This window comes from Amphritea atlantica (genome assembly GCF_900111095.1).
Classification (GTDB): Bacteria; Pseudomonadota; Gammaproteobacteria; order Pseudomonadales; family Balneatricaceae; genus Amphritea; species Amphritea atlantica.
Genome location: NZ_FOGB01000003.1, coordinates 1 through 26,327, shown reverse-complemented (window position 1 = coordinate 26,327; position 26,327 = coordinate 1). Strand labels below are relative to the sequence as shown.

At 50.6% G+C, this 26,327-nt stretch carries 24 protein-coding genes and 1 pseudogene; 14 read left to right on the top strand and 11 right to left on the bottom strand.

Going from position 1 to position 26,327, the window contains the following annotated elements; translation table 11 throughout:
- Window positions 1-183: 183 nt before the first annotated feature.
- A complete protein-coding gene (locus BMY09_RS06020; protein ID WP_091355362.1) occupies window positions 184-1,209 on the bottom strand; it encodes a TRAP transporter substrate-binding protein in 1,026 nt (341 codons plus the stop codon).
- Between the two features lie 493 nt (window positions 1,210-1,702).
- Here BMY09_RS06020 and BMY09_RS06015 point away from each other — a divergent pair, with 493 nt between their 5' ends.
- Window positions 1,703-2,428 carry a GntR family transcriptional regulator gene (locus BMY09_RS06015; protein ID WP_091355361.1) on the top strand — a complete coding sequence of 242 codons (726 nt, stop codon included), beginning with the start codon at window positions 1,703-1,705 and terminating at the stop codon, window positions 2,426-2,428.
- Between the two features lie 59 nt (window positions 2,429-2,487).
- On the opposite strand, the gene BMY09_RS06010 is transcribed toward BMY09_RS06015, so the two are convergent.
- Window positions 2,488-6,393, bottom strand: coding sequence for a translocation/assembly module TamB domain-containing protein (locus BMY09_RS06010; RefSeq protein WP_091355359.1), 3,906 nt, complete (start codon window positions 6,391-6,393; stop codon window positions 2,488-2,490).
- Window positions 6,390-8,114 (bottom strand): autotransporter assembly complex protein TamA, encoded by a 1,725-nt coding sequence (locus BMY09_RS06005; RefSeq protein ID WP_091355357.1) that lies wholly within the window; start codon window positions 8,112-8,114, stop codon window positions 6,390-6,392. Before BMY09_RS06005 ends, BMY09_RS06010 begins: the two co-directional genes overlap by 4 nt.
- A gap of 368 nt (window positions 8,115-8,482) precedes the next feature.
- On the opposite strand from BMY09_RS06005, the gene BMY09_RS06000 reads away from it, so the two are divergent.
- From BMY09_RS06000 to BMY09_RS05990, 3 genes are read left to right on the top strand one after another with little or no spacing between them, the layout of a single operon-like run.
- The gene (locus BMY09_RS06000; protein WP_091355355.1) at window positions 8,483-8,938 is read left to right on the top strand and encodes an ATP-dependent zinc protease family protein; all 456 of its coding nucleotides are present in this window, start codon (window positions 8,483-8,485) and stop codon (window positions 8,936-8,938) included.
- 9 nt (window positions 8,939-8,947) lie between these two features.
- Window positions 8,948-9,865 carry a 30S ribosomal protein S6--L-glutamate ligase gene (rimK, locus tag BMY09_RS05995; RefSeq protein WP_091355352.1) on the top strand — a complete coding sequence of 306 codons (918 nt, stop codon included), beginning with the start codon at window positions 8,948-8,950 and terminating at the stop codon, window positions 9,863-9,865.
- Window positions 9,866-9,871: 6 nt separating this feature from the next.
- Window positions 9,872-10,924, top strand: a complete 1,053-nt coding sequence (locus BMY09_RS05990; RefSeq protein WP_091355349.1) for a succinylglutamate desuccinylase/aspartoacylase family protein — start codon at window positions 9,872-9,874, stop codon at window positions 10,922-10,924.
- Between the two features lie 166 nt (window positions 10,925-11,090).
- Here BMY09_RS05990 and BMY09_RS05985 read toward each other — a convergent pair whose 3' ends face one another.
- Both BMY09_RS05985 and BMY09_RS05980 read right to left on the bottom strand, forming a co-directional pair.
- Window positions 11,091-11,576, bottom strand: a complete 486-nt coding sequence (locus BMY09_RS05985) for a Crp/Fnr family transcriptional regulator (protein WP_091355346.1) — start codon at window positions 11,574-11,576, stop codon at window positions 11,091-11,093.
- 66 nt (window positions 11,577-11,642) lie between these two features.
- Entirely contained in the window at window positions 11,643-11,987 is a 345-nt protein-coding gene (locus BMY09_RS05980; RefSeq protein ID WP_091355344.1) for a DOPA 4,5-dioxygenase family protein, read from the bottom strand.
- Window positions 11,988-12,174: 187 nt separating this feature from the next.
- Here BMY09_RS05980 and BMY09_RS05975 point away from each other — a divergent pair, with 187 nt between their 5' ends.
- A complete protein-coding gene (locus BMY09_RS05975) occupies window positions 12,175-12,603 on the top strand; it encodes a GlcG/HbpS family heme-binding protein (protein WP_175483453.1) in 429 nt (142 codons plus the stop codon).
- A gap of 14 nt (window positions 12,604-12,617) precedes the next feature.
- On the top strand, window positions 12,618-12,998 hold the full coding sequence (locus tag BMY09_RS05970) for a hypothetical protein (RefSeq protein WP_091355338.1): 381 nt from the start codon (window positions 12,618-12,620) through the stop codon (window positions 12,996-12,998).
- 18 nt (window positions 12,999-13,016) lie between these two features.
- Here the strand turns inward: BMY09_RS05970 and BMY09_RS05965 are convergent, their stop codons facing one another.
- Entirely contained in the window at window positions 13,017-13,199 is a 183-nt protein-coding gene (locus BMY09_RS05965; protein WP_091355335.1) for an RSP_7527 family protein, read from the bottom strand.
- A 286-nt stretch (window positions 13,200-13,485) separates the two neighbouring features.
- Between BMY09_RS05965 and BMY09_RS05960 the strand changes: the two genes are divergently transcribed.
- Complete coding sequence (locus BMY09_RS05960; RefSeq protein ID WP_091355332.1) at window positions 13,486-14,661, top strand: MFS transporter; 1,176 nt, start codon at window positions 13,486-13,488, stop codon at window positions 14,659-14,661.
- Window positions 14,662-14,937: 276 nt separating this feature from the next.
- Here BMY09_RS05960 and BMY09_RS05955 read toward each other — a convergent pair whose 3' ends face one another.
- From BMY09_RS05955 to BMY09_RS05940, 4 genes are read right to left on the bottom strand one after another with little or no spacing between them, the layout of a single operon-like run.
- Entirely contained in the window at window positions 14,938-15,810 is an 873-nt protein-coding gene (locus BMY09_RS05955) for an amidohydrolase family protein (protein ID WP_091355329.1), read from the bottom strand.
- 58 nt (window positions 15,811-15,868) lie between these two features.
- Window positions 15,869-16,927 (bottom strand): 4-oxalomesaconate tautomerase, encoded by a 1,059-nt coding sequence (locus tag BMY09_RS05950; RefSeq protein ID WP_091355327.1) that lies wholly within the window; start codon window positions 16,925-16,927, stop codon window positions 15,869-15,871.
- On the bottom strand, window positions 16,920-17,597 hold the full coding sequence (locus tag BMY09_RS05945) for a 4-carboxy-4-hydroxy-2-oxoadipate aldolase/oxaloacetate decarboxylase (protein WP_091355324.1): 678 nt from the start codon (window positions 17,595-17,597) through the stop codon (window positions 16,920-16,922). Before BMY09_RS05945 ends, BMY09_RS05950 begins: the two co-directional genes overlap by 8 nt.
- Before the next feature lie 44 nt (window positions 17,598-17,641).
- A complete protein-coding gene (locus tag BMY09_RS05940; RefSeq protein ID WP_091356221.1) occupies window positions 17,642-18,658 on the bottom strand; it encodes an amidohydrolase family protein in 1,017 nt (338 codons plus the stop codon).
- Between the two features lie 223 nt (window positions 18,659-18,881).
- On the opposite strand from BMY09_RS05940, the gene BMY09_RS05935 reads away from it, so the two are divergent.
- From BMY09_RS05935 to BMY09_RS05905, 7 genes are all read left to right on the top strand, one after another.
- Window positions 18,882-20,102, top strand: a complete 1,221-nt coding sequence (locus BMY09_RS05935) for a LysR family transcriptional regulator (RefSeq protein WP_091355322.1) — start codon at window positions 18,882-18,884, stop codon at window positions 20,100-20,102.
- Window positions 20,103-20,268: 166 nt separating this feature from the next.
- Complete coding sequence (locus BMY09_RS05930; protein ID WP_091355319.1) at window positions 20,269-21,225, top strand: Gfo/Idh/MocA family oxidoreductase; 957 nt, start codon at window positions 20,269-20,271, stop codon at window positions 21,223-21,225.
- Window positions 21,226-21,261: 36 nt separating this feature from the next.
- Window positions 21,262-22,254, top strand: a complete 993-nt coding sequence (locus tag BMY09_RS05925) for an aldo/keto reductase (RefSeq protein ID WP_091355316.1) — start codon at window positions 21,262-21,264, stop codon at window positions 22,252-22,254.
- 85 nt (window positions 22,255-22,339) lie between these two features.
- Complete coding sequence (locus BMY09_RS05920; protein WP_091355313.1) at window positions 22,340-23,362, top strand: TRAP transporter substrate-binding protein; 1,023 nt, start codon at window positions 22,340-22,342, stop codon at window positions 23,360-23,362.
- Between the two features lie 97 nt (window positions 23,363-23,459).
- Window positions 23,460-23,975, top strand: coding sequence for a TRAP transporter small permease (locus BMY09_RS05915; RefSeq protein ID WP_091355310.1), 516 nt, complete (start codon window positions 23,460-23,462; stop codon window positions 23,973-23,975).
- A complete protein-coding gene (locus BMY09_RS05910; protein WP_091355307.1) occupies window positions 23,972-25,258 on the top strand; it encodes a TRAP transporter large permease in 1,287 nt (428 codons plus the stop codon). The genes BMY09_RS05915 and BMY09_RS05910 overlap by 4 nt, the downstream gene beginning before the upstream one ends.
- A 12-nt stretch (window positions 25,259-25,270) precedes the next feature.
- Window positions 25,271-25,672 carry a bacteriohemerythrin gene (locus BMY09_RS05905; RefSeq protein ID WP_091355305.1) on the top strand — a complete coding sequence of 134 codons (402 nt, stop codon included), beginning with the start codon at window positions 25,271-25,273 and terminating at the stop codon, window positions 25,670-25,672.
- A 388-nt stretch (window positions 25,673-26,060) separates the two neighbouring features.
- Here BMY09_RS05905 and BMY09_RS05900 read toward each other — a convergent pair.
- Window positions 26,061-26,327, bottom strand: a pseudogene (locus BMY09_RS05900) (isocitrate lyase); the annotation flags it as partial.

Below are 26,327 nucleotides of genomic sequence, written 5' to 3'. Positions count from 1 at the left end.
CAAAGTGACAGTGTCAGCCTTATTCTCTCAAATGCGTCTGCATGCTTCAGGGGATGGGTCTGCGTTTAGCTGATGTGAAGAGGGAGTCTGCCGCTATCTGCTGATAGGGCGCTAGTGTCTGAGAGGGGGGAATAACATTGTGTGAAAGCCTCTGAACCCTTCAGGTTCAGAGGCCATGATGGTTCAGGAAGGACAGCTTGTGGCTAGCTCTCTGGCCCGCGTATATACTTTTTTCGCCGGCAGACCCTTAGCTTCAAGGCTGTCAATATAGTTTTGGGATGCTTTATCCAGCAGTGGTTTCCAGTCCGGGTTGTTTACGCCTCCCTCAATGGTGAAGATCTCGTGGCCGGCATCCTTCGCCTGCTTTTTGCCTACCACATCCAGTGCGTCAAACACTTCACCTGCCTTCTCAGCCCATGTAAGGCCTGAGTTTTTGTCGATAATGGCCTGAAGGTCCGCTGGTAGACTGTTATAGACCCGTTTATTCATGGTGACGATAAAGGATATGGTGTATAGACCGCCCACTTCTGTATGGGTGTTGGTCAGCTCATTGAGCCGGAAAGACGCCATCGCTTCCCATGGAAACGCGACGCCATCAATCACGCCCCGTTGCATCGCCGTGTATGAACCGGGTGCCGGCATGCCCACTGGTTGTGCATTTAACTCTGTCAGCAGCTCTGCGACAACCGTTGTTGGACGGCGAATGCGCAGGCCCGACAGATCAGAGGGTACCTTGATCAGTTTATCCCGGGTGTGCAAAAGACCGGGGCCGTGGGTATAGAGGAAAATAGGTTTGGTATCTTCGTACTCTTCAGAAATCAGCTTCTCATCAAGCAGGCTTTGCAGAATGCAGGAGCCATTGACTGCATCTTTAGCAACGCCAGGGAGCTCGACAATTTGTGTCAGAGGGAAACGGTTTGCACTATAACCCTGAACCGTTGCCGTTACATCCATTATCCCGTTTTTGACTGCGTCATATTGTGCTGGTGGTTTTGCCAGAGTACCGGATGGGTACACTTCTACTGAGATGCGCCCGCCGGATTCCGCTTCGATTTTATCCGCCCAGGGTTGAATCAGGTTTTTATGTGGGCCGGAGACGGCTGGCCAGAGATGCCCCAGCCGGATAGTGAATTCTGCTGCCTGGGCGGGCGAGAGAAGTGCGGCCGATAGCAGGCCTGCCGCGGTTAAACGGGTCAGAAGTTTACACATATGTTGCTCCTATAATTCATCATATTGATGATGCGCAGATCTGTTCAGCTGTCACCCGGGCTTTACGTTATCCCTGAAAGAGTTGTTGCTGAGCTATTGCGGGATGGTCAGATCTGCATCTGTTTATTTTTATTAGCTATATAGGTTTGTATTAATGATAGTGTATCGGTTAAGTTTTTTATTGCAGCCCCCCGGGCTATCTGTTGCAGCATCTAAGCGCTTCATCGGCAGCGTCGTTGACCTATACTCTTAAGTACAGGTCTTGCATGCCCTGGCAATGCTTCAACGAATATAGGTTATTGGATTCAAAAATGTAAAGTTATTTTGTTTGTGATATATTTTATCAGGTTTGTTTTATCGGCTTATTTATTTAAAAACATATAGATAGGCGGGTATTTGTTTTTTGTTTTGGGTGTAAGTTTTTGGTATTTGTATCCAAGTTGTCAGGTGTGTCGGGTGTTGAAAGTAGACCGAATATTGAGCGGGAGTCTGGATGAGTAAGCAGGGGCAACGGGTTATTCTGTCGTTACGACAGATGATTGTGAACGGTGATCTTGCGGCGGGAGAACGACTGCGGGAAGAGTCGCTCGCCGAGCGATTAGGTGTTTCACGCACCCCTATCCGGGTGGCTCTGAAGCTATTGGCGCAGGAGGGGTTGCTACAGACGGTGGGGGCACGGGGTTATGCTGTGCGTCAGATCAGCACTGAAGAGATCAGGAATGCGGTTGATGTGCGGGGGGTTCTCGAGGGGATGGCTGCACGCCTGCTAGCTGAGGTCGGGCTGACAGAGAGTGTTCGCGATACGCTTAAGCAGTGTCTTGATCAGGGTGATCAGCTGTTTTCCCGAGGGGCTATTGATGAAGGGGATGTGGTTACGTTTCACGACCTGAACATGACATTTCATAACACCATCATTGATAACTGCGGTAATGGTGCAGTCAAGAGCGCCATCATGCTTAACGACCATATTCCCTTTGCCTCGGTGCACTCTATTGCTATCGACAGTTCCGCGATGGATCGGGAGTACCTGCGCCTGACGTTTGCGAATGTTCAGCACCACCTTGTTTACGATGCACTGATAAACCGGCAGGGCACCCGTGCCGAATCACTGATGCGTGAGCATGCCAATGCCGCATTACGTTATGCTGAGATTTTTGGCGTGGGGAATGGTGATCGGGGGAGCGTCAAAATCTTGCGCTCCGATCTGACCGCCGACTAACCAGCAGCGGGCAGGGCGCTTGCGTCGGGGATCCTGTCTTCAGATTAACGCTCCTCAGATTATCGCTCCATTGTGTAGATAATATCACCGCCGTTATGTTCTGTGGCGGTTTGGGTTTCCACGCTCCAGGCATCATTGAGACGATAACGCATAAAGAATGTATGCGTCGGCTCGAGCAGTCCAACCCCATATTTAACATACAGGCGGGGCGACAGATATTTGCCAATATACAGCGATGTATCGGTCGCAGTATCGCCTCCGGCAACCCCCAGTTCGTCGATATTAAAGGTTTCTGATATCTGCTCAGCGATTGTGTTGCCGCCTTTCAGGGTTAAAGCTGATGCGGCTTTAAACAGCAGTTCCTGTTCACTCATCGAGTTGCCGCCAGCGCCTGGCGCGTGACCAAACATCAGATAGGAGAGTTGGCTGCTTTCCGGCATGGCCGGTTCGGAGAACAGCGAGAGACGGGGATCATTCAGGGTTCCGGATACTTTTGCACCGGCAGTGATATCCTCCACCTGTCGCGACACTCGCAGATCTAACCCGGGGTTGTCCACCGGACCTCCGCTGTAGACCAGGCTGCCGCGATCAATATTAAGATCCTGCCCATAGAGGCGGTACTGACCCGAAGCTACCTGCATAACGCCGGTGGCACGCATGACCTGTCGGCCATCATCCTCAATCAGTACACTGCCCAATAAGCGTCCTTCAAACCCCAGCGCTTCCAGGTTGACCTTATCCCCGAGGGTAATTCGCATCTGGGCATCCAGATTGCGTTTGTGGGTCGCCCCGGGCGTGTCTGGGTGATTCGGGTCGACAATCACTACATCATCCGATACCGGCGAGGTCGCTTCGATCTCGGGTGGCTTGATACTGGCCTCCGGTATTTTAATCTCGCCTCGCAATACAATCTGATCCGGGGTCACGTTCAGCTTAACAGAGGGGGATATCCACGCCTGAATCTCCTCGGTGGCAACGGCTTTGAAACGTGTGCCTTCCAGAGTCAACTCTCCGCTATCGGCCACCGGGTTGTACTGCCCATGCAGCTCAACAGGGCCATTGTCGGATTGCATTCCGCCGTTAATCAGCAAAGTGTTGCTACCGGGTTCGCCAGTTACATCGAGGTTGATCTGTTGCAGGCTTATACCCAGCGCGGGCAGGTCCGCACTGGCATGGTTGAGGGTCAGATGTCCCTCAATACCGGGTTTGTCTACCGTTCCACTCAGCGCCAGTTGCGAACTGATCTGTCCGGTGATCGCCTGAAGCTGCGGTGTGAACAGGGAGATGAATTTAAGGTCATCCACGGACAGGTTAAGATCGCCATTAAGCTTTCTGCTATGGTAAGGATCATCAACGGTGACCTGTGCTGAAAGTTTTCCCGTAGGATACCGAAGTGGCAGGTTCAGACCTGCTCTGAGTTGATTGTTGTGACCCTGGATACGCAGGGTAATATCGTCAGCACGTATTTTAAGGTCATCCTCCTCGAGCAGTAGCTCGGTATCTTTCAGAACTGCATAGCCTTTAATTTCCGGTGCCAGGCCCGGTGCTTGTGAAAACTTCAGATCAGACTCCAGATAACCCTGTAATGCCGCCTGAGTTGGTATCCAGGGCTGCAGGTGGGTCAGCGAGAGTTGTTTCGTATCGATGGCTGCTTCAAGCCCTTGGGTCGCTGACCAATCGGTTGAGGCACACAGGGAACTGTCGGTTTTGATGGTTGAGTTGAGGCAGAGGCTATCAAGGTGTGCCGCAGTGGAACTCAGTGTCACAGCCACCGGGCGCTGAATCTGCCAGCCGCCCAGTTGCGGCTGAATGAGGTTAAGTGTGTTCAGGGTTCCGTGCCACTGCTCCTCTTTCCACTGGCCACTGAGCGCCAGTTCAAGGTCGGCGGGGCCCTTATCGGTTGTCAGTGTCAGTTGGTGCTTATCAGGCGTCCCCTGACCAGCGATGTTAAGTTCTTGCCACTGGTTGCCAGCGATATTGAGCTGTGCAGCGCTGAGCCGAATATGTGAACGGGTTTCCGGGCTGAGGTTCAGATCCAGGTCTGCGTTTAAGTGGCTGGCTTGATAGGTATCATATGCCAGATTCTGCCCCTCAAGGGTGGCGATAAGGTGCGGCGTTTTCTGGCTACCGGTTAACGTGCCTTTACCATCCAGGCTGCCTTGCAGACTGGGCAGCAGCTGGTTCAGATTGGGCGAGTGAGCAGACCAGGAAAGGTTGAGCTCTTCATCTATCGTTCCGCTGGCCTGAATGGCAGTAGCGGCTATGTTCAGACGAAGATCGGCGATATTGATGTCGCTACCGTTAACCGTGACCTTGCCATGACTGCTGAGGGGTTCATTGCGCAGCACCCCGCTGAGGGAATCAAGCAGTAGCTCAACTCTGAGCGGTTCCGCTGCGGGCTGACTGCCAGTGACCGCTGCCTGAAAGTCCAGCTTGCCGGGCCATTCCGGCCAGAACTGTCCGGGGTTCAGTTGTTTTCCGCTGGCTTTCAGATTCCAGTTCAGTTGCGGCTGCCAACGGACTTTACCACTGACCCTGACACTGCCTTCCAGTGTTTTTCCTGTCAGCAAAAAAGGCTCTAGCCCCTCACTGTTACCGCTGCCTGTCAGCGTCCACTGACCTGGAGGGATGGCGGGGCCTGCAAAAGCGCTGTTGAGGGTAAACCGATAGTGTTGCAGATCACCACTGACCTGAAGCTCGCCTTTGGGGCTTAAATAGGCTGCCTCCCCCTGAAGAGGGTAGCGCAGGTTATTCCAGTGCCCCTGTATATCAAAGCTGAGTGGTTCGCTGGTTACAGCCACTTTACCGGTTAACTGGAGCATTAGCGGATTGCGGCGGTTGCCCTGTAACGGTTCAGTCTGGATCAGATTCAGTTGATCAATCTGCAGCGTGTTGTCTGCAAAATGAAGTTGAAGTGAGAGCTGTATCGCACCGACTTCAGGCAACTTTGTCTCTAGCTGACTATTGAGTTTAAGCTGGTCATCACTGCCGTGTGCGGTTACCGATCCGCTCAGGTTACTATCGCTTAACTGCGGGGTAAACTGCCCCAGATCAGTTGTTATACGCTGTAAAGTCAGCTCTCCCTGTGGTTTTTTCAGCAGGTTTTGCAGCGATGCTGAAAGCTCCGTGTTGATTAATCCGCTGAGTGTCTGCTCAACCTTCAGGGTGTTGCTATCTCCCTTGAGTGTTCCGGTTATGTTGCCCTGGCCCGACAGCGGTTGCTGCTCAGGCAGGGTTAAACTCCATTGGGTGTTCAGCTCCAGCGGGAACTGGCCATTGGGTTGAAGCTGACCACTGATTAGCATCCGGGCCTGCGGGGTGACAACCTTAAACTGATCAATGAACAGTGTATCGTCCGAGGTATGGACACTGATGAAAGCGCTTGAAACGTTAGTTGTGGTTGCTGGCTGATCATCTTCTTTTACAGCGTTTATAAGGCTTAATTGACTGATATTTAACGCATCAATCTGTAGCGTCAAAGGCAGGGTTATATCTTCCAGAGCCAGGTCGGTCGTTTGATTTTTATCAGGGGGCGCTGTGGCCTGACTTGTCGTTGTAATGACCGGCTGCTCAATATCCAGCCTGATAATGTGCAACTGGCCGGTAAGTAGTGCCGATGGTTGCCAGTCCAGTGAGATGCGGTTGAAACGCAGTTCTGTGTCCGGCTGTCTATAGGCGATCCCTCTAAGATCGGGCTGGCTGAGGATTGAGCCCTCAATCTGCTGAACCTCTAATTTGCCCGGCAGCCACTGTTGGCTTATGGCGATCAGTTGCCGCAGACCGCTGGTCGTTGCTGTGAAGTAGAGGAGTGTGGCGCTTGCCAGCAGAGCGAACACCATGAGCAGTATCAATAGCATCCGGAACAGGCGACGTATCCGCTTTGGCCGATGTTGCTGATCAGTTGATGGCGCAGGCTGCTGTTCAGTTGAAGACTCTGACTGAGCTGATTTTCCAGATGGGCTCACAGATCGGTCCCCAGATTAAAATGCAGGTGAATGCTGTTATCGTCACCATTGTCCTGAGGAACTGCCAGGTCGAAACGAACCGGCCCTACCGGAGAGAACCAGCGCAAACCGATGCCTGCACCGGTATGCAGACTGAGTCGGGTATCATTAAACGCATTTCCGCTATCGATAAACGCCGCCACTCCCCAGTTCTCTTTAAAACGATAATCAACCTCAAGGCTGCCCACTAGCAGGTTGCGACCCCCGATAACATCACCACTGTCATTGCGTGGCCCCAGGCTTTTGTAATCGTAGCCCCGGACACTGTTGTCGCCGCCGGCAAAAAAACGCAGACTGGCGGGCAGGGCGTCGAAGTTATCGACCCAGGTGGTACCGGCTTCAGCCCGGGTGAGCAGGCGAAACTTATCGGTAAAGCTATAGATTCCTTTGCCACTGAGGCGGGTCTGGACAAAATCTTCGGTTGATATCACCGCTTTGCTGCTGCCACGCAGTTGTGCAGAGAGACTGTAGCCATTTTTTACATGTAAACGGTCTTCAGTGGATAGGGTGCTGTAGTTGATCTGTGGGATCAGAAAGTAGGAGGTGTCCGTCTCGCCACTAAAGGTTGATTCCTCCTGTTGATAATTCAGGGCCATCACCTGTTGCCAGCTTCCCAGTTGTTTCTGCCGCGACACGCCAATAGAGTAATTGCGTGTTTCAACGCTGTCGGAGTTCTCATCCAGCAGGCTGAAGAGGATGGAGTAGCGGTCCTGACGGGGGTTTTTACCCGGAATCGAATATTCAGCAGAGAGATTGGTGATAATCTCTGAGGTAAGCAGCTGAGTATGGAACTGATGACCCTGGCGATTAACCCAGCGTTTTGTCATACCCAGCTTCGCCCGTGCGCCGGTATCGGTGCCATAACCCAGGCCCAGGTGATATTTGGTTCTCTTATTGGGCTGCAGATCAACGTAAACGGGGACTTCAGTGTCGCTCATCTCGTTCCATAGCGGCCTGACCTCCACCCGTTGAAAATAGTCAGTATCGATCAGCGCTGATTGCAGGTCGATCAGGCTGCTGTTCTGCACCGGGTCTCCGGATGAGAAAGTGGCATAGGATCTGAGATAATCATCGTCAAAGGGGTTGGGGGCAAAAGATATTTCACCAATATTGAAGCGGGGGCCGCTGTCGAAGTAAAGCATAATCGTTGCCGAATAATCGGACAGGTTCACTTCCACCCGGTGACGCGTCAGGGTTGCCTGATAATATCCCCGTTCGACGGCCAGTGAACTGAGCTGTTTTTTCAGCTGTTCATACTGACTGTGAATCAGAGGTAGGCCCTGACGCAGGGGGCTTTTTGCCAGTAGCTGCTTAAAGGATTTGTCGTTGCTGGCATCACCGTTTAGCTGTATATCCAGCTTTGATATCAGCACTGGCTTACCGGGGGTGATGCTGTAACGGGCGACCCAGTCCTGATCTGTTTTGTTTAACTGGCTTTTAATTTGCGGCCTGTAGAAACCAAAAGGCTGCAGTGCTGTCCTGATCTCACTGTCTGCCTGACTATGCAGGTAGCGTAACCGACTAGGATTGGTGACCTCTTTATTGTTGAACTGTTCGATGCTCAGCATGCTGCGGATATTGACTTCCTGCTCTGAGTTTACACCCTCAATGGTGATAGCGAGATTGCCAGCCATAATCTGTAGAGAGAGGCTGCTGAGCAGTAACAGAAGTATCAGGCGCATTAAAATCGTCGTCCGTATTTTGGCGCGGGTAAAAAACACAGGTTTTGATTATACCGGGTAGCGCAGGTATTCATACTGCAATTGCACAGTCTGTGCGCGTATCCGCCTGAGGTATTTATCAGAGCGGCATAAAGCCTTCACAAGTAATGGGTTGACCCGCCCAGGAAGATAAAGTTTTATAAAGGGGCAGGAAAGTCACTGTTTATTCATAACTTTCATCAGTGGACTATCTGTTTGCTGAATAATGGTGTATATCGTCATCGGTTAACGTGCTGGCGCCAGGTTCTGGTGGATTAACGTAACCGGATGATCTGATTTTAAGACCTCTGATTATGCTCAACTGACTGGTGAGTGAAGGAGATGCGATCTTGAATAGCGAGAATAAACCGGTTATCGGGTGGCGTGAGTGGGTGTCTTTGCCGGGGCTTGGCATTGATCAGATCAAGGTCAAGGTAGACTCTGGCGCCCGCACCTCTGCGCTACATACGTTCAGGCTTGAGCCGTTTCAGAAAGAGGGCCAGGATTGGGTGAGCTTTGATGTGCATCCAAATCAGTACGATCCCGATACGGTTATTCGCTGTGAGGCTCCAGTGCAGGATATACGCACGGTCACCGACTCGGGGGGGCATCAGAGTCAGCGCTATGTCATACTGACTGATATTGTAATTGGTGATCAGCAATACCCTATAGAGCTGACACTGACTAACAGAGACACAATGCGATTCAGAATGTTACTGGGCAGAACGGCGATGAACGGCCGCTTCCTGATAGATCCTGAAGGCGCATATTTAATTTCACAAGGCATTCATCCGCCTGAACAGTAAGGTTTTATAATGAAGATAGCCATTTTATCGCGCAATCCGTCTCTGTATTCTACGCGTCGTTTGATTGAGGCAGCAGAGGCTGCCGGTCATGAAGTCCGGGTACTGGATGTATTGCGTTGCTATATGAACATTAACTCTGAAGAACCGAGTATTCACTACAAAGGTGAGGATCTGGGCAGCTTCGATGCGGTTATTCCCCGGATTGGTGCATCGGTAACCTTTTATGGTACCGCTGTGCTACGTCAGCTGGAAATGATGGGGGTATACCCGCTGAACGAGTCTGTAGCGATCAGCCGCTCCCGGGATAAGCTGCGCTCAATGCAGTTGTTATCGCGCAAGAAAGTTGGCTTACCGGTTACCGGGTTTGCCAGTAAACCAAGTGATATTCCCGATCTTCTGGATATGGTGGGTGGTGCCCCTGTGGTGCTCAAACTACTGGAGGGTACTCAGGGGATCGGTGTGGTCCTGGCCGAAACCAGAAAGGCTGCCGAGAGTGTGCTGGAGGCTTTTATGGGGCTGAAAACCAATATTATGGTTCAGGAGTTTATCAAAGAGGCTGGCGGTGCGGATATCCGTTGTCTGGTTATCGGCGATAAAGTGGTGGCGGCAATGAAGCGTCAGGGCAAAGAGGGTGAGTTTCGCTCTAACCTGCATCGTGGCGGATCGGCTTCACTGGTCAGAATCACTCCCCAGGAGCGTGCGACAGCTGTTTTGGCGGCTAAAACCATGGGATTAAATGTTGCTGGTGTCGATCTGTTGCGCTCTGAGCGGGGGCCGCTGGTGATGGAGGTAAACTCCAGTCCAGGCCTGGAGGGTGTGGAGCGGGCTACCGGCAAGGATGTGGCTCACAGCATAATCACCTTTATTGAGAAAAGTGTTGCAGAAAAGAAAAAAGCGACCCGCACACGCACACGGGGCAAAGGATAATACTTTATGGCGCAACTGAATCAACCGCTTGAGATTGCCGGTTGTATTGTAAAGCCGGGCGAGCGGCGAACGATTCATGTCGATCTGGCTCGTCTGTATACCAATACCCATCTGGATCTGGATATCGAGGTGATTCATGGGCGCCGCGCCGGGCCAACACTAATGGTATGTGCTGCAATTCATGGTGATGAGCTCAATGGTGTAGAGATCTGTCGTCAGCTCTTGAAGTATAAATCTTTGCACCGCATTGCCGGGACGCTGATTATTGTGCCGGTGGTTAATATTTTTGGTTTTATCCATCAAAGCCGTTATCTGCCGGACAGGCGCGATCTTAATCGCTGTTTTCCCGGCAGTGAGAAGGGCTCACTTGCCAGTCGGATTGCCTACATCTTCAGGACGCAGGTTCTGAGTCACTGTACCCATGTGCTGGATCTGCATACCGGGGCGATTCACCGCAGCAATATGCCGCAGATCAGGGCAAATCTGGACAACCCGGTGGCAAAAGAGATGGCGGATGCATTTGGTGCACCGGTGATCATTGATTCAAAGTTACGGGATGGTTCGCTGCGCCAGTGTGCTGATGAAGCAGATATCGCTTTGATACTTTATGAGGCGGGGGAAGCACTGAGGTTTGATGACCGGGCGATCCGGGGAGGGATCCGCGGTGTGTTAAACGTTGTCCGCTACCTGAAAATGTTGCCACCGTTGAAGAAATCTAAAAAAGTGCTTGCACCTGTGGTTGCCCACTCTTCAGCCTGGATTCGGGCCAATTCCGATGGTGTTTTCAGGTCAGTGGTTTCGGTTGGTCAACGGGTTAGCAAGGGACAGATCATGGGGGTGGTTGCATCGCCTTTCGGGGCTCATGAAGAGGAGGTGGTCGCACCTAATTCCGGTATTATTATCGGACAGAACAATATTCCGGTCGTTAATGAAGGGGATGCCCTGTATCACCTTGCCCGCTTTGAATCGAGCAGTCTGGAAGCGGAAAAACAGGTAGAACGGATTACCGAAGAGATTGAAGCGCAGCGTATGCCGGAAGATAGCGAACTTAATTTATAATTCTCTTTTAAATTATATAGTTATGTTTGTTTTGTAAGATTTTAATTTAATTGGAATTGCTGCGATTGAGGAAGGGTTAAGCGCTTCTGTTTACCGCTATCGGGCTTTATCCCATGCTCTTCAACCGATTCTTTAGCTCCTGTTTGCAGGGGCTTTTCTATGGCGCTCAGTATTTGATCGCGTTTTCGACCAGCGCATTGCTGAGTTTGCGGATATTTCTGGCCATATCGCGAGCCAGATTCAGGGTGATAATGCCAAAGTCAAAGGGATAGTTTTCATGAACCCGGGCAAACAGATCAGAACTGATCTCCAGCACCCGGCTGTCACAGTTGGCAACGGCATAGCCTGCATGGTTGTGCAGGGCGATCATAGCAACGAAGCCAACCTCTTCACCAAAACCGATATCGCGGGTGTTATAACGCTTGCCATCGTGGAGTTTGACAAAGCTGAGGCTGCCTTCCAGAACGACATAGAAAGCATTGCCGCTATCGCCGGCGTTAAATACCTTCTCTCCGCTGGCAAGTTCAAGTATCCGCCCCTGCTCGAGGATAAAGTTAATACAGTCATCGGTGAGCGCTCCAAACAGAGACCCCTGACGTATTTTTTCCTGGGGCAGGCGGGTATGGATGTCCTCGGCTGTTATCGTTTTCATCGCTTATTTAACAATTAAACCCTGTATGGTCAGCCTAGTACAAATCTGCAGTTCCGGTGAAATAAGTTATTGCAGGAACTGTTCGATGTTGAGGGGCTTACTGTCGCCGAGCCACATAATATATTTGGTATGGTCGTCAAGGTCGTTGCCGGTAACCGGATGGATAAAGACAGTCAGTCCTTTACGATTAAGGATTAGCCACGGCAGAACCTTGCCGATGTCTGGCGCACTGAAGGAGAGTTGGCAGCTCCATTCAGGGTGCGGGCCTACCAGTTTCTGGTGTACTCTGCCCATCGCGACCCCCAGTGTATCGTGGGCCTTTTCGCACAGCTCAACCGCCTGGTTAAGACTGTTGGCATCGAAGTAGACGTGTGCATGATAGGCGGTGATCTCTGTCGTTACCTGGGTCATCTTTATTCCTGTGTTTCTGGTCGTTGCAGATAATAGAGTAAAGCATTTTACAGAAGCAATTGTTATCGAAAAACTGAATAGTGCTCAAAGAAAACAGATGGGTGTTAACGTGTGCAATCTGAGATGCTATACAATCGATACACTATAGTTTCCCGAAACACGAAAATAACGAAATAGCAGGAATATGATGAGTAAAACCTATCTGCAGGCATCACTGACACTGGATGCCGCTCTGGTGATCGCCCGGGCTGCGATTAATCACGGTAATCAGTTGGGGATCAAGGTAAATGTGGTGGTGGTTGATAGTGCCGGTAATCGTCTGGTGTCACTGCGTGAGCCAGGAGCGCCATTACCGGCGATGGATTTCGCTGAGAAAAAGGCATACACCGCTGCAAATTTCAGATCGCCAACTGAGAAGTGGGCGGAACTGCTGGAGGGCAGACCCATTGTTGCGAATGGTTTAGCACAACACCCAAAAGTGGCACTGTTCGGCGGTGGTTTGCCGGTGCTGGTGGATGGCAGTGTGGTGGGGGCTGTGGGCGTTGCCGGCGGCAAAGTACCAGAAGATCTGCAGTGCGCTGAAGCAGGGATAGAAGCGCTTAATGGGCTGATCTGAGGCGGAGTTCCACTGTGTCAGGCTGGTTCCGTCGACTGAAAAAACAGAGCTTGAAAAAACTGATCATGATCGATACTGGCTACCATAGCCATCATCTGTCAACCATCCTGCTTGAACGTGGTGGGTTTTCCCTATTGGCTTTTATCGATGAAGAACCGTGGAATCACCTCAACCTGATGAACGGCGCAAAAATTCACTATCCCAGTGAGTTGCTGGCGCTGGCAGAGAAAAACAGGGCTGATGCTGTTATTAAATTGACTGGAAAGGGGTGGCAGCCAGCCAGTGACTGTGTCTCAGAACTGCAGAAAAAGGGCATAGCGTATATCACGCTGGATGTGGCGATAGCGCCGGATGAACAGTTGAAAATTATTGTGGAGCGTTTATCAGCTGAGTGATGAAGACGACTGGCTCTCTTAGCGGTGAGCCAGTGGTCCTGGAATGAATTCAGGCAGTTCAGCAGAAAACAGGTTGGTCACTTTTTTAGCGATATAAGAAACCATTTCAAGCAGATATTCTGCACGCATGCGCTCAGCTTCTGCAACAATTTTATTCAGGTCATAATCAGCAGATTGATCGGTATATATGTACTTGCTCATGGTCATATTCCTTTAAATGTTTAAGATAGAGGCTATTTTAGACTTTGGTATGACACCATACAAACGAGTATTATTTGAATGAAAGATTAGAAAAATTCATTATTTTAAGTGGGTCGGTCAACCAGTCAATAGTGGTGGGGTTGAAGAGGGCTGGACGATAGCTATTCGAATTATTCTATTGCTATCGACATAGAATGATTCGTCTCCCCCTGATTAGCTCACTATAATTGTCACTCAGTTCCGCTTTTGTCATTCACCGCTTCAATCTCTTTAAGACAGGTTTATTGTGACCAGAATACTGCGTAAGTTTTTTCTGCCAGTGGTTTGCCCCTCTGCTATTGTGTCCATTGTGCAGCAGGCGATGCTGGTTGTATTACCACTTTATGTGCTGGCTATTGGAGGAACGCTGGCACAATCGGCGATGATTATTGGCCTGAAAGGTATCGGGATGATGCTGGCGGATCTGCCTGCTGGATTGCTGCTGGCGCGATTCGGTGATAAACGGGTAATGCTTGGTGCCGCGTTTGCCTCTGTCCTAGCACTGCTGCTGATGTCTCAGTTTCCGACGATGCCTGTATTAATCTCAACAGCACTGCTACTTGGCCTGGCACATGGTAGCTGGCTGGTGGGGCGTATCTCTTTTATTACCGACGCCTCGTCTATTGAAGAGCGGGGCAGAGTGATGGCGCTGTCTGCCGGAACCATTCGCCTGGGTAATGTTATCGGCCCGTTATTGGCAGGTATGCTAATTGCCGCACAGGGCTATCAGGTAACACTGGCAGTGTTTGCTATCTGCTCGTTGCTGGTAGTGTTGTGTGTTGTGCGCTGGGTTTCCTATACAAAACCTCAGGGGCATGACAGTCACAGCGTTATTGCACTGCGTGATGCCCTTATCGATAACCGTAAGGTGTTTATGACGGCGGGTGTTGCCTCATTTGCACTCATGCTGGTGCGCTCTTCGAGGGCGCTTCTGCTGCCTCTGACAGGGGCGGCCCTGATGCTGGATGAAACCAGTATCGGTATTGCCATCTCAGCGGGAGCCATCATTGACACGCTGCTGTTTTATCCGGCCGGTAGTCTGAGTGATCGTATTGGCCGTAAACCTATCTTTATCACCAGTCTTGTACTGCTGGGTATGAGTATCAGCCTGTTGCCGTTAGCCGAGGGGTTGTGGAGCCTCATCCTGATCGCTTCGCTGATGGGCCTGGGTAATGGTGTTTCCGCAGGCGTTATTATGACTATGGGCTCAGATCTGGCGCCTCAGAAAAACCGTGGAGGCTTTATCGGCATCTGGCGATTGTTTGCCGATGTGGGGGTGACCTCAGGGCCGTTGATCATTGGTTTTATGGTCAAGCTGGCCGGTTTAGCTGTGGCCACTTGTAGTATTGGTTTTCTTGGGCTGCTGGGCAGTGCGTTTGTGGTCAAAGCCGTTGCTGAAACGCATCGTAAACCGGCTGAGTAAAGCGGCAGACTGTTAGCTTCTTACGTTATGGCAGCCTCCGGTCATCTCATGTGTTCAGCCGCTGCTGATATAGATTTTGCCTTACCCGTTTACTGAATAAATTTGATATAGCTGCCTGCAGTGTTTTCGGGTAGTGAGAAATACCATCACCATAAACAGTTTTGCGGGGAGGGAAGGTGATAAAAAGGCCTCTGAATGAGGCCTTTGTCACTGATGCTAATTGCATCAGTGAGGGACATGGATGATTCGGTCACCCTGATGCTTTGCTGAAAGAGATTATTTATCCCAGTACAGACGCATCGGGTTATCAATCAGCAGCGCCTGTTGCAGTTCTGCTGTTGGTGCAATCAGTGGGATAACGTCAACCAGTTTGCCATCATCGGGCACATGGGATTTCATGTTGGGATGCGGCCAGTCGGTGCCCCACAGAACCCGGTCTGGAAACTTCTCAACCAGGGTGCGGGCAAATGGAACGACATCGCTGTAGTCAGGAGCTTGCTGAGTCAGACGCTCAGGACAGCTGACTTTAGTCCAGATATTAGTGTTTTCAGCCATCAGGTTGATAAACCGTTGAAAATCTTCGTGGTCAACACCGTTTGCAACATCGGGACGGCCCATATGGTCAACGACGATGGTGGTGTTCAGCTGCTTCAGAAACGGAATAAGATCTGCCAGATCTGGCGCTTCAAAATAAACGACGATATGCCAGTCCAGCTGTTTGATCTTCTCAGCAACACTGAGGAAGACCTCTTTGGGGGTGGTATCGACCAGCCGCTTAACGAAGTTGAAGCGAACCGCACGAACGCCGGCCTCATGCATCGCCTGCAGCTCTTCCATTGTGATAGCCGGATCAACAACGGCTACACCACGTGCCAGCTCTCCGGCTGTGTTCAGCGCATCAATCAGGGCCGCGTTATCAGTACCGTGGCAGGAAGCCTGAACGATGACATTGCGTGCAAAGCCAAGATAGTCCCGCAGGGCGAAGAGTTGTTCTTTAGATGCATCACAGGGGGTGTATTTACGTTTTGGGTGGTAGGGGAATTTATCCGCGGGTCCAAATACGTGACAGTGAGCATCGACTGCCCCGGCTGGAGCTTTAAACTCTGGCTTGCTGGGGCTGTCATGGAATGGAAGGTAATCAGCGTCCATTATTTAATCCTGTTCTTATGTTGGAAAGACTCAGTAGGCAAAGTTTTGATTCAGCGAATCAGTCCGCAAACACTTCACCATCAAACAGTTTACGGGCGGTTCGTAAGATCGCAGCACTTTCTGCATCGCCCTGTTGATTCATTTTAAGAATCACGGTCATCTCACCGATCGGATGTTCAACCGGCATCGTTTTAGTCGAGCCCTCGGGTATGTCCGCCAGTGCATGTGCCGGAGAGTCCGGCAGAATGCAGGCTGTCGCAACGCTGACTGCACCCAGTACACCGATCGAAGCGTGGCAGCGATGGGGGATGAAGGTGCGGGTCGAGATTGAACCGCCCTGAGTCGCCCGGCTGACCATGCTCATTTTAGGTACCGATTTGTGGGTGACATCACCCAGATTCATCATTGGGCCCGCCTGCAGGCGGATCGATTCGAGGCGGGATTTAAGCGCTTCATTCTGCTCCAGCAGCTCCCGGGATTCCGTGCCGCTAATACCCAGATCTTCAGCTCTCATGACCACGACCGGCATACCGTTATCGATACAGGTCACCGCGACACCATCGATGATGTCAACCTGATTACCGGTTGGCAGCAGGGCGCCGCAGCTTGAACCTGCAGTGTCCTGGAAGGTGACAGGGATGGCACTGGATGTTCCCGGAACACCATCAATACAGGCATCACCCCGATAGCTGACTTTACCGTTGGGGGTGTGCACCTCCTCAATGGCGATCTGACCGGTATTTTCCATATAGATGGCTACGGAGGTCTGATCCCCACTGATATCGACCAGGCCGCGCTCAATTGCAAACGGGCCGACACCCGCGAGAATGTTGCCACAGTTCTGGGCATCCGTAACGGTCGCCTGGTCAACAAATACCTGCAGAAACAGATAATCAACATCGACGCCGGGGCGTTGCGATTTCTTAACCACCGCCACTTTTGATGTCAACGGATCAGCGCCGCCGATACCGTCTATCTGACGCGGGTCCGGTGAGCCCATAATGTTGAGCAGAAAGTTATCCCGCTCTGTGGTATCAGATGGCAGGTCTTCTGCGAGGAAGTAGGCCCCTTTAGAGGTCCCCCCCCGCATCCACATACAGCGTGCTGAATCAGACATATTTCAGTCCTTTCTCTTTCAGACGTGGGCGCATGTTGTAGATATCCAGTCCCAGCTCACCATTTGCCATACGTACACGCTTTTCCTCTTCCCGTGCTTCCCGAGCCAGTGCTTCCGCCAGAACCTCTTCTGCTTCTTCACGGCGAACCACCACCACACCGTCGTCATCGGCGATGATAATGTCGCCCGGGTTGACGATCTCATCTGCGCAGACCATTGGTATATTAACTGAGCCTAGCGTTTCTTTGATGGTGCCCTGGGCGAAAACATGTTTTGACCAGACCGGGAAGTTCATCTTACGCAGATCACGGGTATCACGAACACCGCCATCAATGATCAGGCCGACGACTCCACGAGCCTGTGCAGAGGTCGCCAGCAGATCACCAAAAAAACCAAAATTAGACGGGGAGGTCGGGGCAAACACCATAATATCGCCCGCCTGGCACTGCTCAATCGCAACGTGCATCATCCAGTTATCGCCTGCCGCTCCGGAGATGGTGATAGCAGAACCGGCAATAGTAACATCCATCTGAATCGGGCGCAGGTGGTCGGCCAGCAGGCCACGGCGGCCCTGTGCTTCATGTACCGTCGCAACGCCACACTTGCCGAGCGCTTCTATAATAGCGGGATCGGCGCGCTCAATATTTTGTACAACAACATTCTCTTGCATAACTGTTCTCCTAAATCATCAGGCCTGTATCGGGCGCGCTTTGATTACTCGACAATTTTCAGACGGCTGAATACCCGGCGGGCATTGCCTTCAAAGATCATCTGCTTCTGTTCCGCTGAGAGCTTGCTGTTGTTATCGATATACCGCTTGGTGTCATCGAAATAATGACCGGTTTCCGGGTCGACGCCGCGTACCGCACCGATCATCTCGGAAGCGAACAGGATATTTTCTGTTGGAATAATATCCAGCAGCAGATCGATACCTTTCTGGTGATAAACACAGGTATCGAAATAGATGTTTTTCAGTGCTGAGATCTCAAGCGGCTCATAACCCTGATCCTGCATAAGGCCCCTGAAACGACCCCAGTGGTAAGGCACTGCACCACCACCGTGGGGGATGATGATTTTCAGTTCAGGAAAGTCTTTGAACACATCGGACATCACCAACTGCTGGAAGCCGGTTGTATCTGCCCCCAGATAGTGAGATCCAGTGGTGTGGAAGCAGTCATTACAGGAAGCACTCACGTGGATCATCGCGGGTACGTCCAGCTCACACATCTTTTCATACAATGGATAAAAGGATCTGTCCGCCAGGGAGGCATCCTGCCAGTGACCACCGGAAGGATCTGGATTCAGGTTGCAACCGATAAAGCCCATCTGCTCAACGGTACGTACCAGCTCGGCAACTGATTTTGCCGGATCAACACCGGGGGACTGTGGTAACTGCGCAACCGGGGCAAAGTTTTTCGGGAACAGGTCGCAGACCCGTTTGATCAGATCATTCTGATGCTCGGTCCAGTACTGGCTGGTGTATTCATTGCCGATATGGTGACCCATCCAACTGGCACGGGGAGAGAAAATAGTCAGATCGGTTCCACGTTCCTGCTGCAGGCGCAGTTGGTTTTTTTCGATACTTTCGATGATCTCATCATCACTGACGACGACCTTGCCTTTCTCACCTTTGAATGATGGGTCCTTAGCTATAGCCGCTTTTTGCTGCTCACGATATTCGCCAACGCCTGGAGGCGTTGTGGTGTAGTGTCCATGACAGTCGATAATCATCTTCGGTTCTCTCATACCTTGTTTATAGTGGTGCGCCTGATTTACCTATAGGAAAAACCTGAAAGGGGATTACCAGACAGGATGGTTCCACTTAGCAAAACGGGCAAACATAGCTTAAAGGTATTCTGAACGACCCGGTTGTGGCTATTCAGTTTTTAAAGTTATGGTATTAGTTTTTGAGATAGACTATGTTTTAGTGAACACTTTTCAGAGGGCGGTATACGTGTTTGAAATACCAAATATAAGGCATCTCAGGGTTTTTCTGGAGGTTGTCGAGTGCAAAAGTATCAGTAAAGCATCAGAGCGCGTCTTCCTGTCGCAGCCTGCAATAACTCAGGCGATTGCAAAGCTTGAAACTGCACTGGGTGCTTCGCTGTTCAGTCGCCGCAGTGATGGTATGTATGTCAGTGAGTCCGGTGAGGTGTTTGCGCTTCGTGTTCAGCGAGCGCTGGATATGGTGCTTGAGGGGTTGCGGGGAGCCGTCAGGCTGGGGGGCAGTAAGTCCCAGCCAGCGCACCTTTTACAGATGTTGACAACGACTCAGTTGCGGGCGCTTATTGCGGTAACCGAGGCTCACAACTTTAGTATTGCAGGTCGGAATCTGGGTATCTCTCAATCTTCGCTACACCGTGCTGCGCGAGAGCTGGAAGCGCTTCTGGGGGTGGTTTTATTTGAGAAGACCAGCACCGGTATCAGTTCAAGCAAAGCGGCCAGGGCATTAGCCCGCGCCTGTAAACTGGCCTTTTCGGAAATTAGTCAGGGCCGGGATGAGGTCGATGCACTGCATAACCGGGAAGTGGGGCAGTTGGTGATCGGTAGTATGCCCCTGGCGCGGACATCACTGTTGCCAAAGGCGATTATAGAGTTTTCCCAGCGTTTTCCCGATTTCAGAATCCGGGTTAACGATGGCCCCTATGATGATCTTTTATACCATCTGCGGCATGGCGATATCGATCTGCTGCTGGGTGCGTTGCGCTTTCCCGTACCCGCTGATGATGTGATTCAGGAGGAACTGTTTTCCTCCCCGGTTGAGATAGTCGCAAGGCCGGGTCATCCTCTCTGTAGTGATCGCAATGTGTCATTGGAAACGCTGCAAAAATATCCATGGGTGGTGCCGGGAAAAGGCACGCCAACACGGGCTATCTTTGAGTCAACGTTCACTGAAGCGGGGTTAGACGTGCCCTCCCGGCTGGTGGAAACCGGTTCTCAGATTCTGGTTCGTTCGCTGCTGATGGGTAGTGATCGCCTGACAATGATATCCGAGCATCAGATTCAGCATGAGCTTTCTACAGGCGTTTTTAAGACAGTTCCTTATGAGGTTGAGCACGCATACAGGCCTATAGGTATCAGTGTCAGGAATAACTGGAAGCCAACAACTACGCAGTCTGTATTCATAAATCTGCTCAGCGATACAGACCATGGGGTCGATCTTGATGATCAGTGATAAAACTGATTCTATGCAAAAAATGAATAATATTACCGGTTATTTAATTATCCTGTTCTGATAACCGGTGTTAGCTTGTTATGTATAGAGTCAGTAAGTTCTGTTGATCATATTTGTGCTGCTTCTGCATTGAGAAGCAAAGAAGACAAAAATTGGAGAAAGTTCAATGAGAGTATGTATTGCCGGCGCTGCAGGCGCTTTTGGTATGAAACATCTGGAAGCGATCCGTGCTATTGAAGATGCCGAGGTTGTTTCTGTTGTTGGCAGCTCTAATTTAGAGAAAATTAAAGCGTTTGCTGCTGAACATAACATCCCTCATTACACCACTGATCTGGCTGAAAGCCTTGCCCGGGATGATGTGGATTGCGTTATTCTGGCGACTCCTACTCAGGTGCATGCCGCTCAGGTAAAACAGTGCCTCAAAGCAGGTAAGCATGTTCAGACTGAGATCCCAATGGCAGACAATATTGAAGATGCCAAAGAGATTGTCGCGTTGCAAAAAGAGACCGGTCTGGTAGCAATGGCCGGTCATACCCGTCGTTTTAACCCCAGCCACCAGTGGATCCACAATAAGATTCAGGCAGGTGAGCTTAATGTCCTGCAGATGGATGTACAGACCTATTTCTTCCGTCGTACGAATACCAACGCAAAAGGCGAGCCCCGTTCATGGACTGACCACCTGCTGTGGCACCATGCCTGTCATACGGTTGATCTGTTCCAGTATCAGACAGGTGAAACCGCCAGTCAGGTTCAGGCTATGCAGGGACCGATTCACCCAGATCTGGGGATCGCTCTGGATATGAGTATCGGTATGAAAGTACCCAGTGGCGCGCTGTGTACTCTGTCTCTGTCATTCAACAACGATGGTCCATTCGGAACCTTCTTCCGTTACATCTGTGATAACGGCACTTATATTGCCCGTTATGATGATCTTGAAGATGGTAAAGGTAATCCGGTTGATCTGTCTGGCGTAGCGGTCTCTTTCAACGGTATTGAGCTGCAGGATCGTGAGTTCTTTGCGGCTATTCGCGAGGGCCGTGAGCCCAACTCCAGCCTGAGCCAGTGCTACCCTGCCATGGAAACCCTCGACCAGCTGGAGAAATGTCTGGCAGCGGCAGAGTAAACCCAAAGCACGATTAAAGCAGGAGAGGTTGTCTTCATGAATACCCGTAAACTCGGTTCTTTCGAATGCTCGCCGATAGGGCTGGGCTGTATGAACCTGTCACATGCTTATGGTACGCCACCTTCCGAGAAGGACGCAGAGCAGGTTCTGTTGCAGGCTCTCGACATGGGGTACAGCATGCTCGATACCGCAGCGTTATATGGCTTCGGTAATAACGAGATTTTACTGGGCAAGGCGCTAAAAGGGCGTCGTAACGATTTTGTGCTGGCCAGTAAATGCGGCATGTTTAAAAACGATGCGGGCGTGCGTGAAATTAATGGTCGTCCTGAGATGATCAAAAAGACCTGTGAAGACAGTCTGCGCCGGCTGCAAACCGATGTGATTGATCTCTATTACCTGCACCGTTGGGATAAGAATGTACCCATTGAAGATAGTGTAGGAGCACTGTCTGATCTGGTTTCAGAAGGCAAAATTCGTGATGTTGGGTTATCAGAGGTTTCCGCAGAGACACTCAGGAAAGCCAGTAAAGTGCATCCGATTGCGGCGGTGCAGACTGAATATTCCCTGTGGACCCGTAATGCAGAGATTGCTGTGCTGGATACCTGTCGCGAACTGGGTGCAACCTTTGTTGCGTTCAGTCCGTTAGCCAGAGCGTTTCTGACTGGAAAGCTGCGGGATGTGAATGCCCTTGAAGAGCGGGATATCCGTCGCGGAATGCCGCGTTTTTATCCGGAAAATTATGCTGAAAACCTACAACTTCTGGACCGCGTAGAGAGCGTTGCTAAAGCCGAAGGGATGACCCTGGCGCAGCTCTCTCTCGCCTGGTTGCTGGGGCGTGATGAAAATATTATCCCGATTCCGGGAACTACGAACCCTGATCATCTGAAAGAAAATATCAGTGCTGTGGATCTGCAGCTGAGCGCTGAAGCTTTCCTGCAACTCGACCAGATTATCAATCAGAGCACCGTCACGGGGAGTCGTTATAACCCGGCAACCCAGGCAGAGATTGATACCGAGGAGTTCGTTTAATCTTTTTTCAAAACGGTTCTGTGCCCGCGTGGCCGTCATAATAAAAATATAAAGCGTTTATAAAAATTTTACTGAGGAGTCTTAAATGAAAAAGCCCCTGCTGAAAACAGCAATGGCGTTAACGGCTGCCCTGATCATTCAGGCGCCCGTTCAAGCTGCTGAATACACACTGCGCCTTGCGCACTTCTTCCCTCCTGTAGCAGGTCAGCATAAGCTGATTGCTCAGGCCTGGGCGGATAAAGTCAAAGCCGATTCAAATGGCCGTATTGAGGTTGAAGTTTACCCTTCATCAACCCTGGCAAAGCCACCGGCACAGTATGATGCGGTTAAGAACCGTATCGCTGATGTAACCATGACCATTCAGGGTTATACCGCTAACCGTTTTCCGCTGACTCAGGTGGTTGAGCTGCCTGGCATTGCCAAAGATGCGGCAAATGGCTCCTGTATTATTCAGGGACTTTATGATGAAGGTTTGATTGCCAGTGAGTATAAAGAAACGCACCCACTGTTCTTCTTTACTCATGGCCCGGGTCATATTCATACCACCGAAAAACTGATTCAGAAACCATCTGACTTTGAAGGGTTGCGTATCCGTCGCCCGACAGCTGTGGTGGCAAAACTTCTGGAAGGCCTCGGCGCGCAGCCTGTTGGTATGCCTGCACCACAGGCTTATCAGTCCGTTCAGCGCGGTGTTATTGATGGTGTTTCATTGCCATGGGAAGGTCAGTTGGTGTTCCGTATTAATGAGCTGACGCCTAATCATACCGAAGTGGGTGGTTTGTATACGCTGTCATTCCTGATGACCATGAACAAAGATGTATATAACAGCATGCCTGCTGATCTGCAGAAAGTGCTGGATGATAATTCCGGCGCTGAGTGGGCGCAGCGTGCAGCCAGGGTGTTTGATGACCTGGATGTGAAAGGGCGTGCTCAGGCGGTAGCGAATGGCGATAAGATCTATACCGTCGAAGGCGGCATCTCAAACCCGGACTGGAAACCGGTTATCGATGGCGCGATCGAAGAGTACCTGTCTGAGCTGGAAGCCAAAGGGCTGCCAGCACGCAAAGTCTATGCCCGCGCGAACGAACTCGCTGCTACCTGTAATTAATGTGCGATTCCTGTCTGACTTATCATCTGGATGAGTCAGGCAGGAGCTGCCTTTAACTGTTAGCCCAGCCTTACTACTCAGTTAAATGGAGTGCCTTATGATGGCTTTCAGCCGGCTGTTTGATCGTATTACCCATGCCATGCATGTGATCAGCGGTGCTATTCTTGTTTCAATGATGTTCATCACCCTCGCGGATGTTCTGGCCCGTGCGTTGTTTAAAGCAACCGGAGGCTCAGTAGACCTGACCTTTATCGGTGGGGTAGAGCTGATTAAGTATGGCTTGTTGCTGATGGTGGTGTTTGCATTGCCATATTCAGTGGGTCGTTCCCAGGTAATTGTTGACCTGTTTACCGAAAATTTATCGTCCCGAATGAAGGCATGGCTTGAAGGCTTTTATATGCTTGGTTTTGTCATGCTGGGTGGGGGGATGAGTTATCGTTTTTATCATGCGATAGGACAGGCGGAAATGTCTGGAGAGACCACTCAGGACCTGCTGATTCCGTTGAGTTATCTTTACGCTATAACCTCTTTTGCGACTGCTTTTCTAGCACTCGCGGCACTCCTGATAAGTATTCGTTTGTTTTTCTTTCGTAAAGAGGTGCATCAGTCATGAGCGGATCAATCATCGGTTTAATCTGTATTTTCAGCATGCTGGGGATGATTGCACTGCGTATGCCAATTGCCCTCGCGATGGCGCTGACTGGCTTTGTCGGTTTTGGCTGGATCGTTGCGTTCGAGCCTGCGCTCTCTATTCTTGACAGTGGTCCGTTCGAAACCCTGTCTAACTATAGTTTCAGCCCGATCCCTATGTTTATCCTGATGGGGGTGTTTGCCTCAAAGGCAAAAATGTCTCAGGAACTGTTTGAAGGTGCCCGCACTCTGTTTGGTAGCTGGAGAGGGGGGATGGCTCTGGCTGCAGTGACTTCATGTGGGATTTTCTCAGCTATTTCGGGTTCATCCATGGCGACTGCCGCGAGTATGTCGCGGGTAGCATTGCCTGAAATGGAAAAGAATGGTTATGCAAAATCGCTGGCATCCGGCACCCTGGCAGCTGGTGGTACGCTGGGTATTATGATTCCGCCATCAATTGCGTTGCTGCTCTATGCGTTGATCACGGAACAGTCGGTTGGTGATATGTTTATCGCAGGCGTGATTCCCGGTCTGCTGGGACTGGGTCTTTACTGTGTAACCATTGCTATTGTGGTGATGCTGTTTCCTAATCTGGCGCAGCCGGGCGCTAAAACTACGTTTGTTGAAAAGATTATCGGCCTGAAAGGTCTGGTGCCATTTACCGGCGTGTTTGCTCTGATAATTGGTGGTATCTATACCGGTTTCTTTACACCGACAGAGGCTGCATCAGTAGGCGCTGCCGGGACCTTCGTGATTGCATTGTTGCGGGGAATGAGCTTTAAGCAGTTTAAGGAATCGGTTGAAGAAACGCTGTTTATGTCTGCGATGATCTTCTTTATGATCATTGGGGCGGAGATATTCGGCTACTTCCTTTCGGTTTCCCGTATCTCCTTTTCGCTGGTTGAGTTTGTCGATAGTATGCATCTGACACCTTATATGGTGCTGTTCTGTGTACTGCTGCTATTCATTCTGCTGGGGTGTGTGATGGACAGTATCGCCATGCTGCTGCTGACCGTTCCCGTTGTTTACCCGCTGATTGAAGCCGCCGGTTTTGATCCGATCTGGTTTGGTATCATTGCGGTAATTACCGTTGAACTGGGGTTAATTACCCCTCCGGTGGGTATGAATGTGTTTGTCATAAAATCGGTTGCGCCCGATATCCCGATAAAGGATATTTTTAAGGGAGTCTTTCCGTTTGTGTTGTCAGATATTGTACGCCTGGGTTTGATTATCGCTTTCCCCATGCTGGCTCTCGGCCTGCTTTAGGAGTTATCAGCTATGAATGTTAACTGGACCAGTGATCTCAGTGTTGGGGATCACAATATTGATGATGATCATAAAGGGTTGTTTGCGCTGATAGATGAGCTTGATTCAGCGGATATGAGTCATGATTATATCAACTCCATCCTGGATCGTCTGAAGGCCTATACCCGTGGTCATTTTAGCCGGGAGGAGGTGTATATGAAAAACGCAGACTTTCCCGGTTTAGAGGAACATCTGAAACAGCATGAAAGCTTTGTTGAGTGGCTGGAGACTATACGCTCGACCTATGCCCGCTTTCCCCAGAGTCCATTCATTATCGGTGATTCTGTCAATGGTTATCTTCAACGCTGGCTGCGGCAGCATATCCTCGAGGAGGATATGAAATACCGCGATTATATTCTCGGGCAACAAAAGTAGCAGTTGAAACTGTTTCTGTTCAGTATCGGGTAATCTGCGTTATTAATCGGCACTGCTTCAGTGTCGGGGAAAAAGCTCAGGCAGTAATATGTCTGAGCTTTTTTTATTTTAAAAGTGAGTAGCAGCAAAAGCATCATTCAGGTTGTTGCAATAAGCAGTTGGCTGAGAATGTTTAAGGACGGTTTAATCCAGATCAAAGGGGGCTCTTTATTCCCGGCAGTTCATTCTGTGTGGTTAATTCCAGGCAGGTATCCTCTGATGCTTATTCAACTGCGTAGCGGATTAATACTGTTCTGATCATCACAATGATACCGCCAGAATCGCTGTTAACAGACGAAAAAAAGGACGCCGAAGCGTCCCTTTTTTTATCACCTTGTCAGGTCAGATATTAACCGAACTGGTTCATGGTGTTGTCTTCACCCGCGGCTTTCAGTGCGGCTTCACCGGCGAAGTATTCTTTGTGATCATCGCCCATATCGGAACCGGCCATGTTCTGGTGCTTAACGCAGGCGATACCCTGACGGATCTCTTTGCGCTGTACGCCAGCGACGTAGCCCAGCATGCCCTGCTCACCGAAGTACTCTTTCGCCAGGTTGTCGGTAGACAGCGCAGCGGTGTGGTAAGTCGGCAGGGTGATCAGGTGGTGGAAGATACC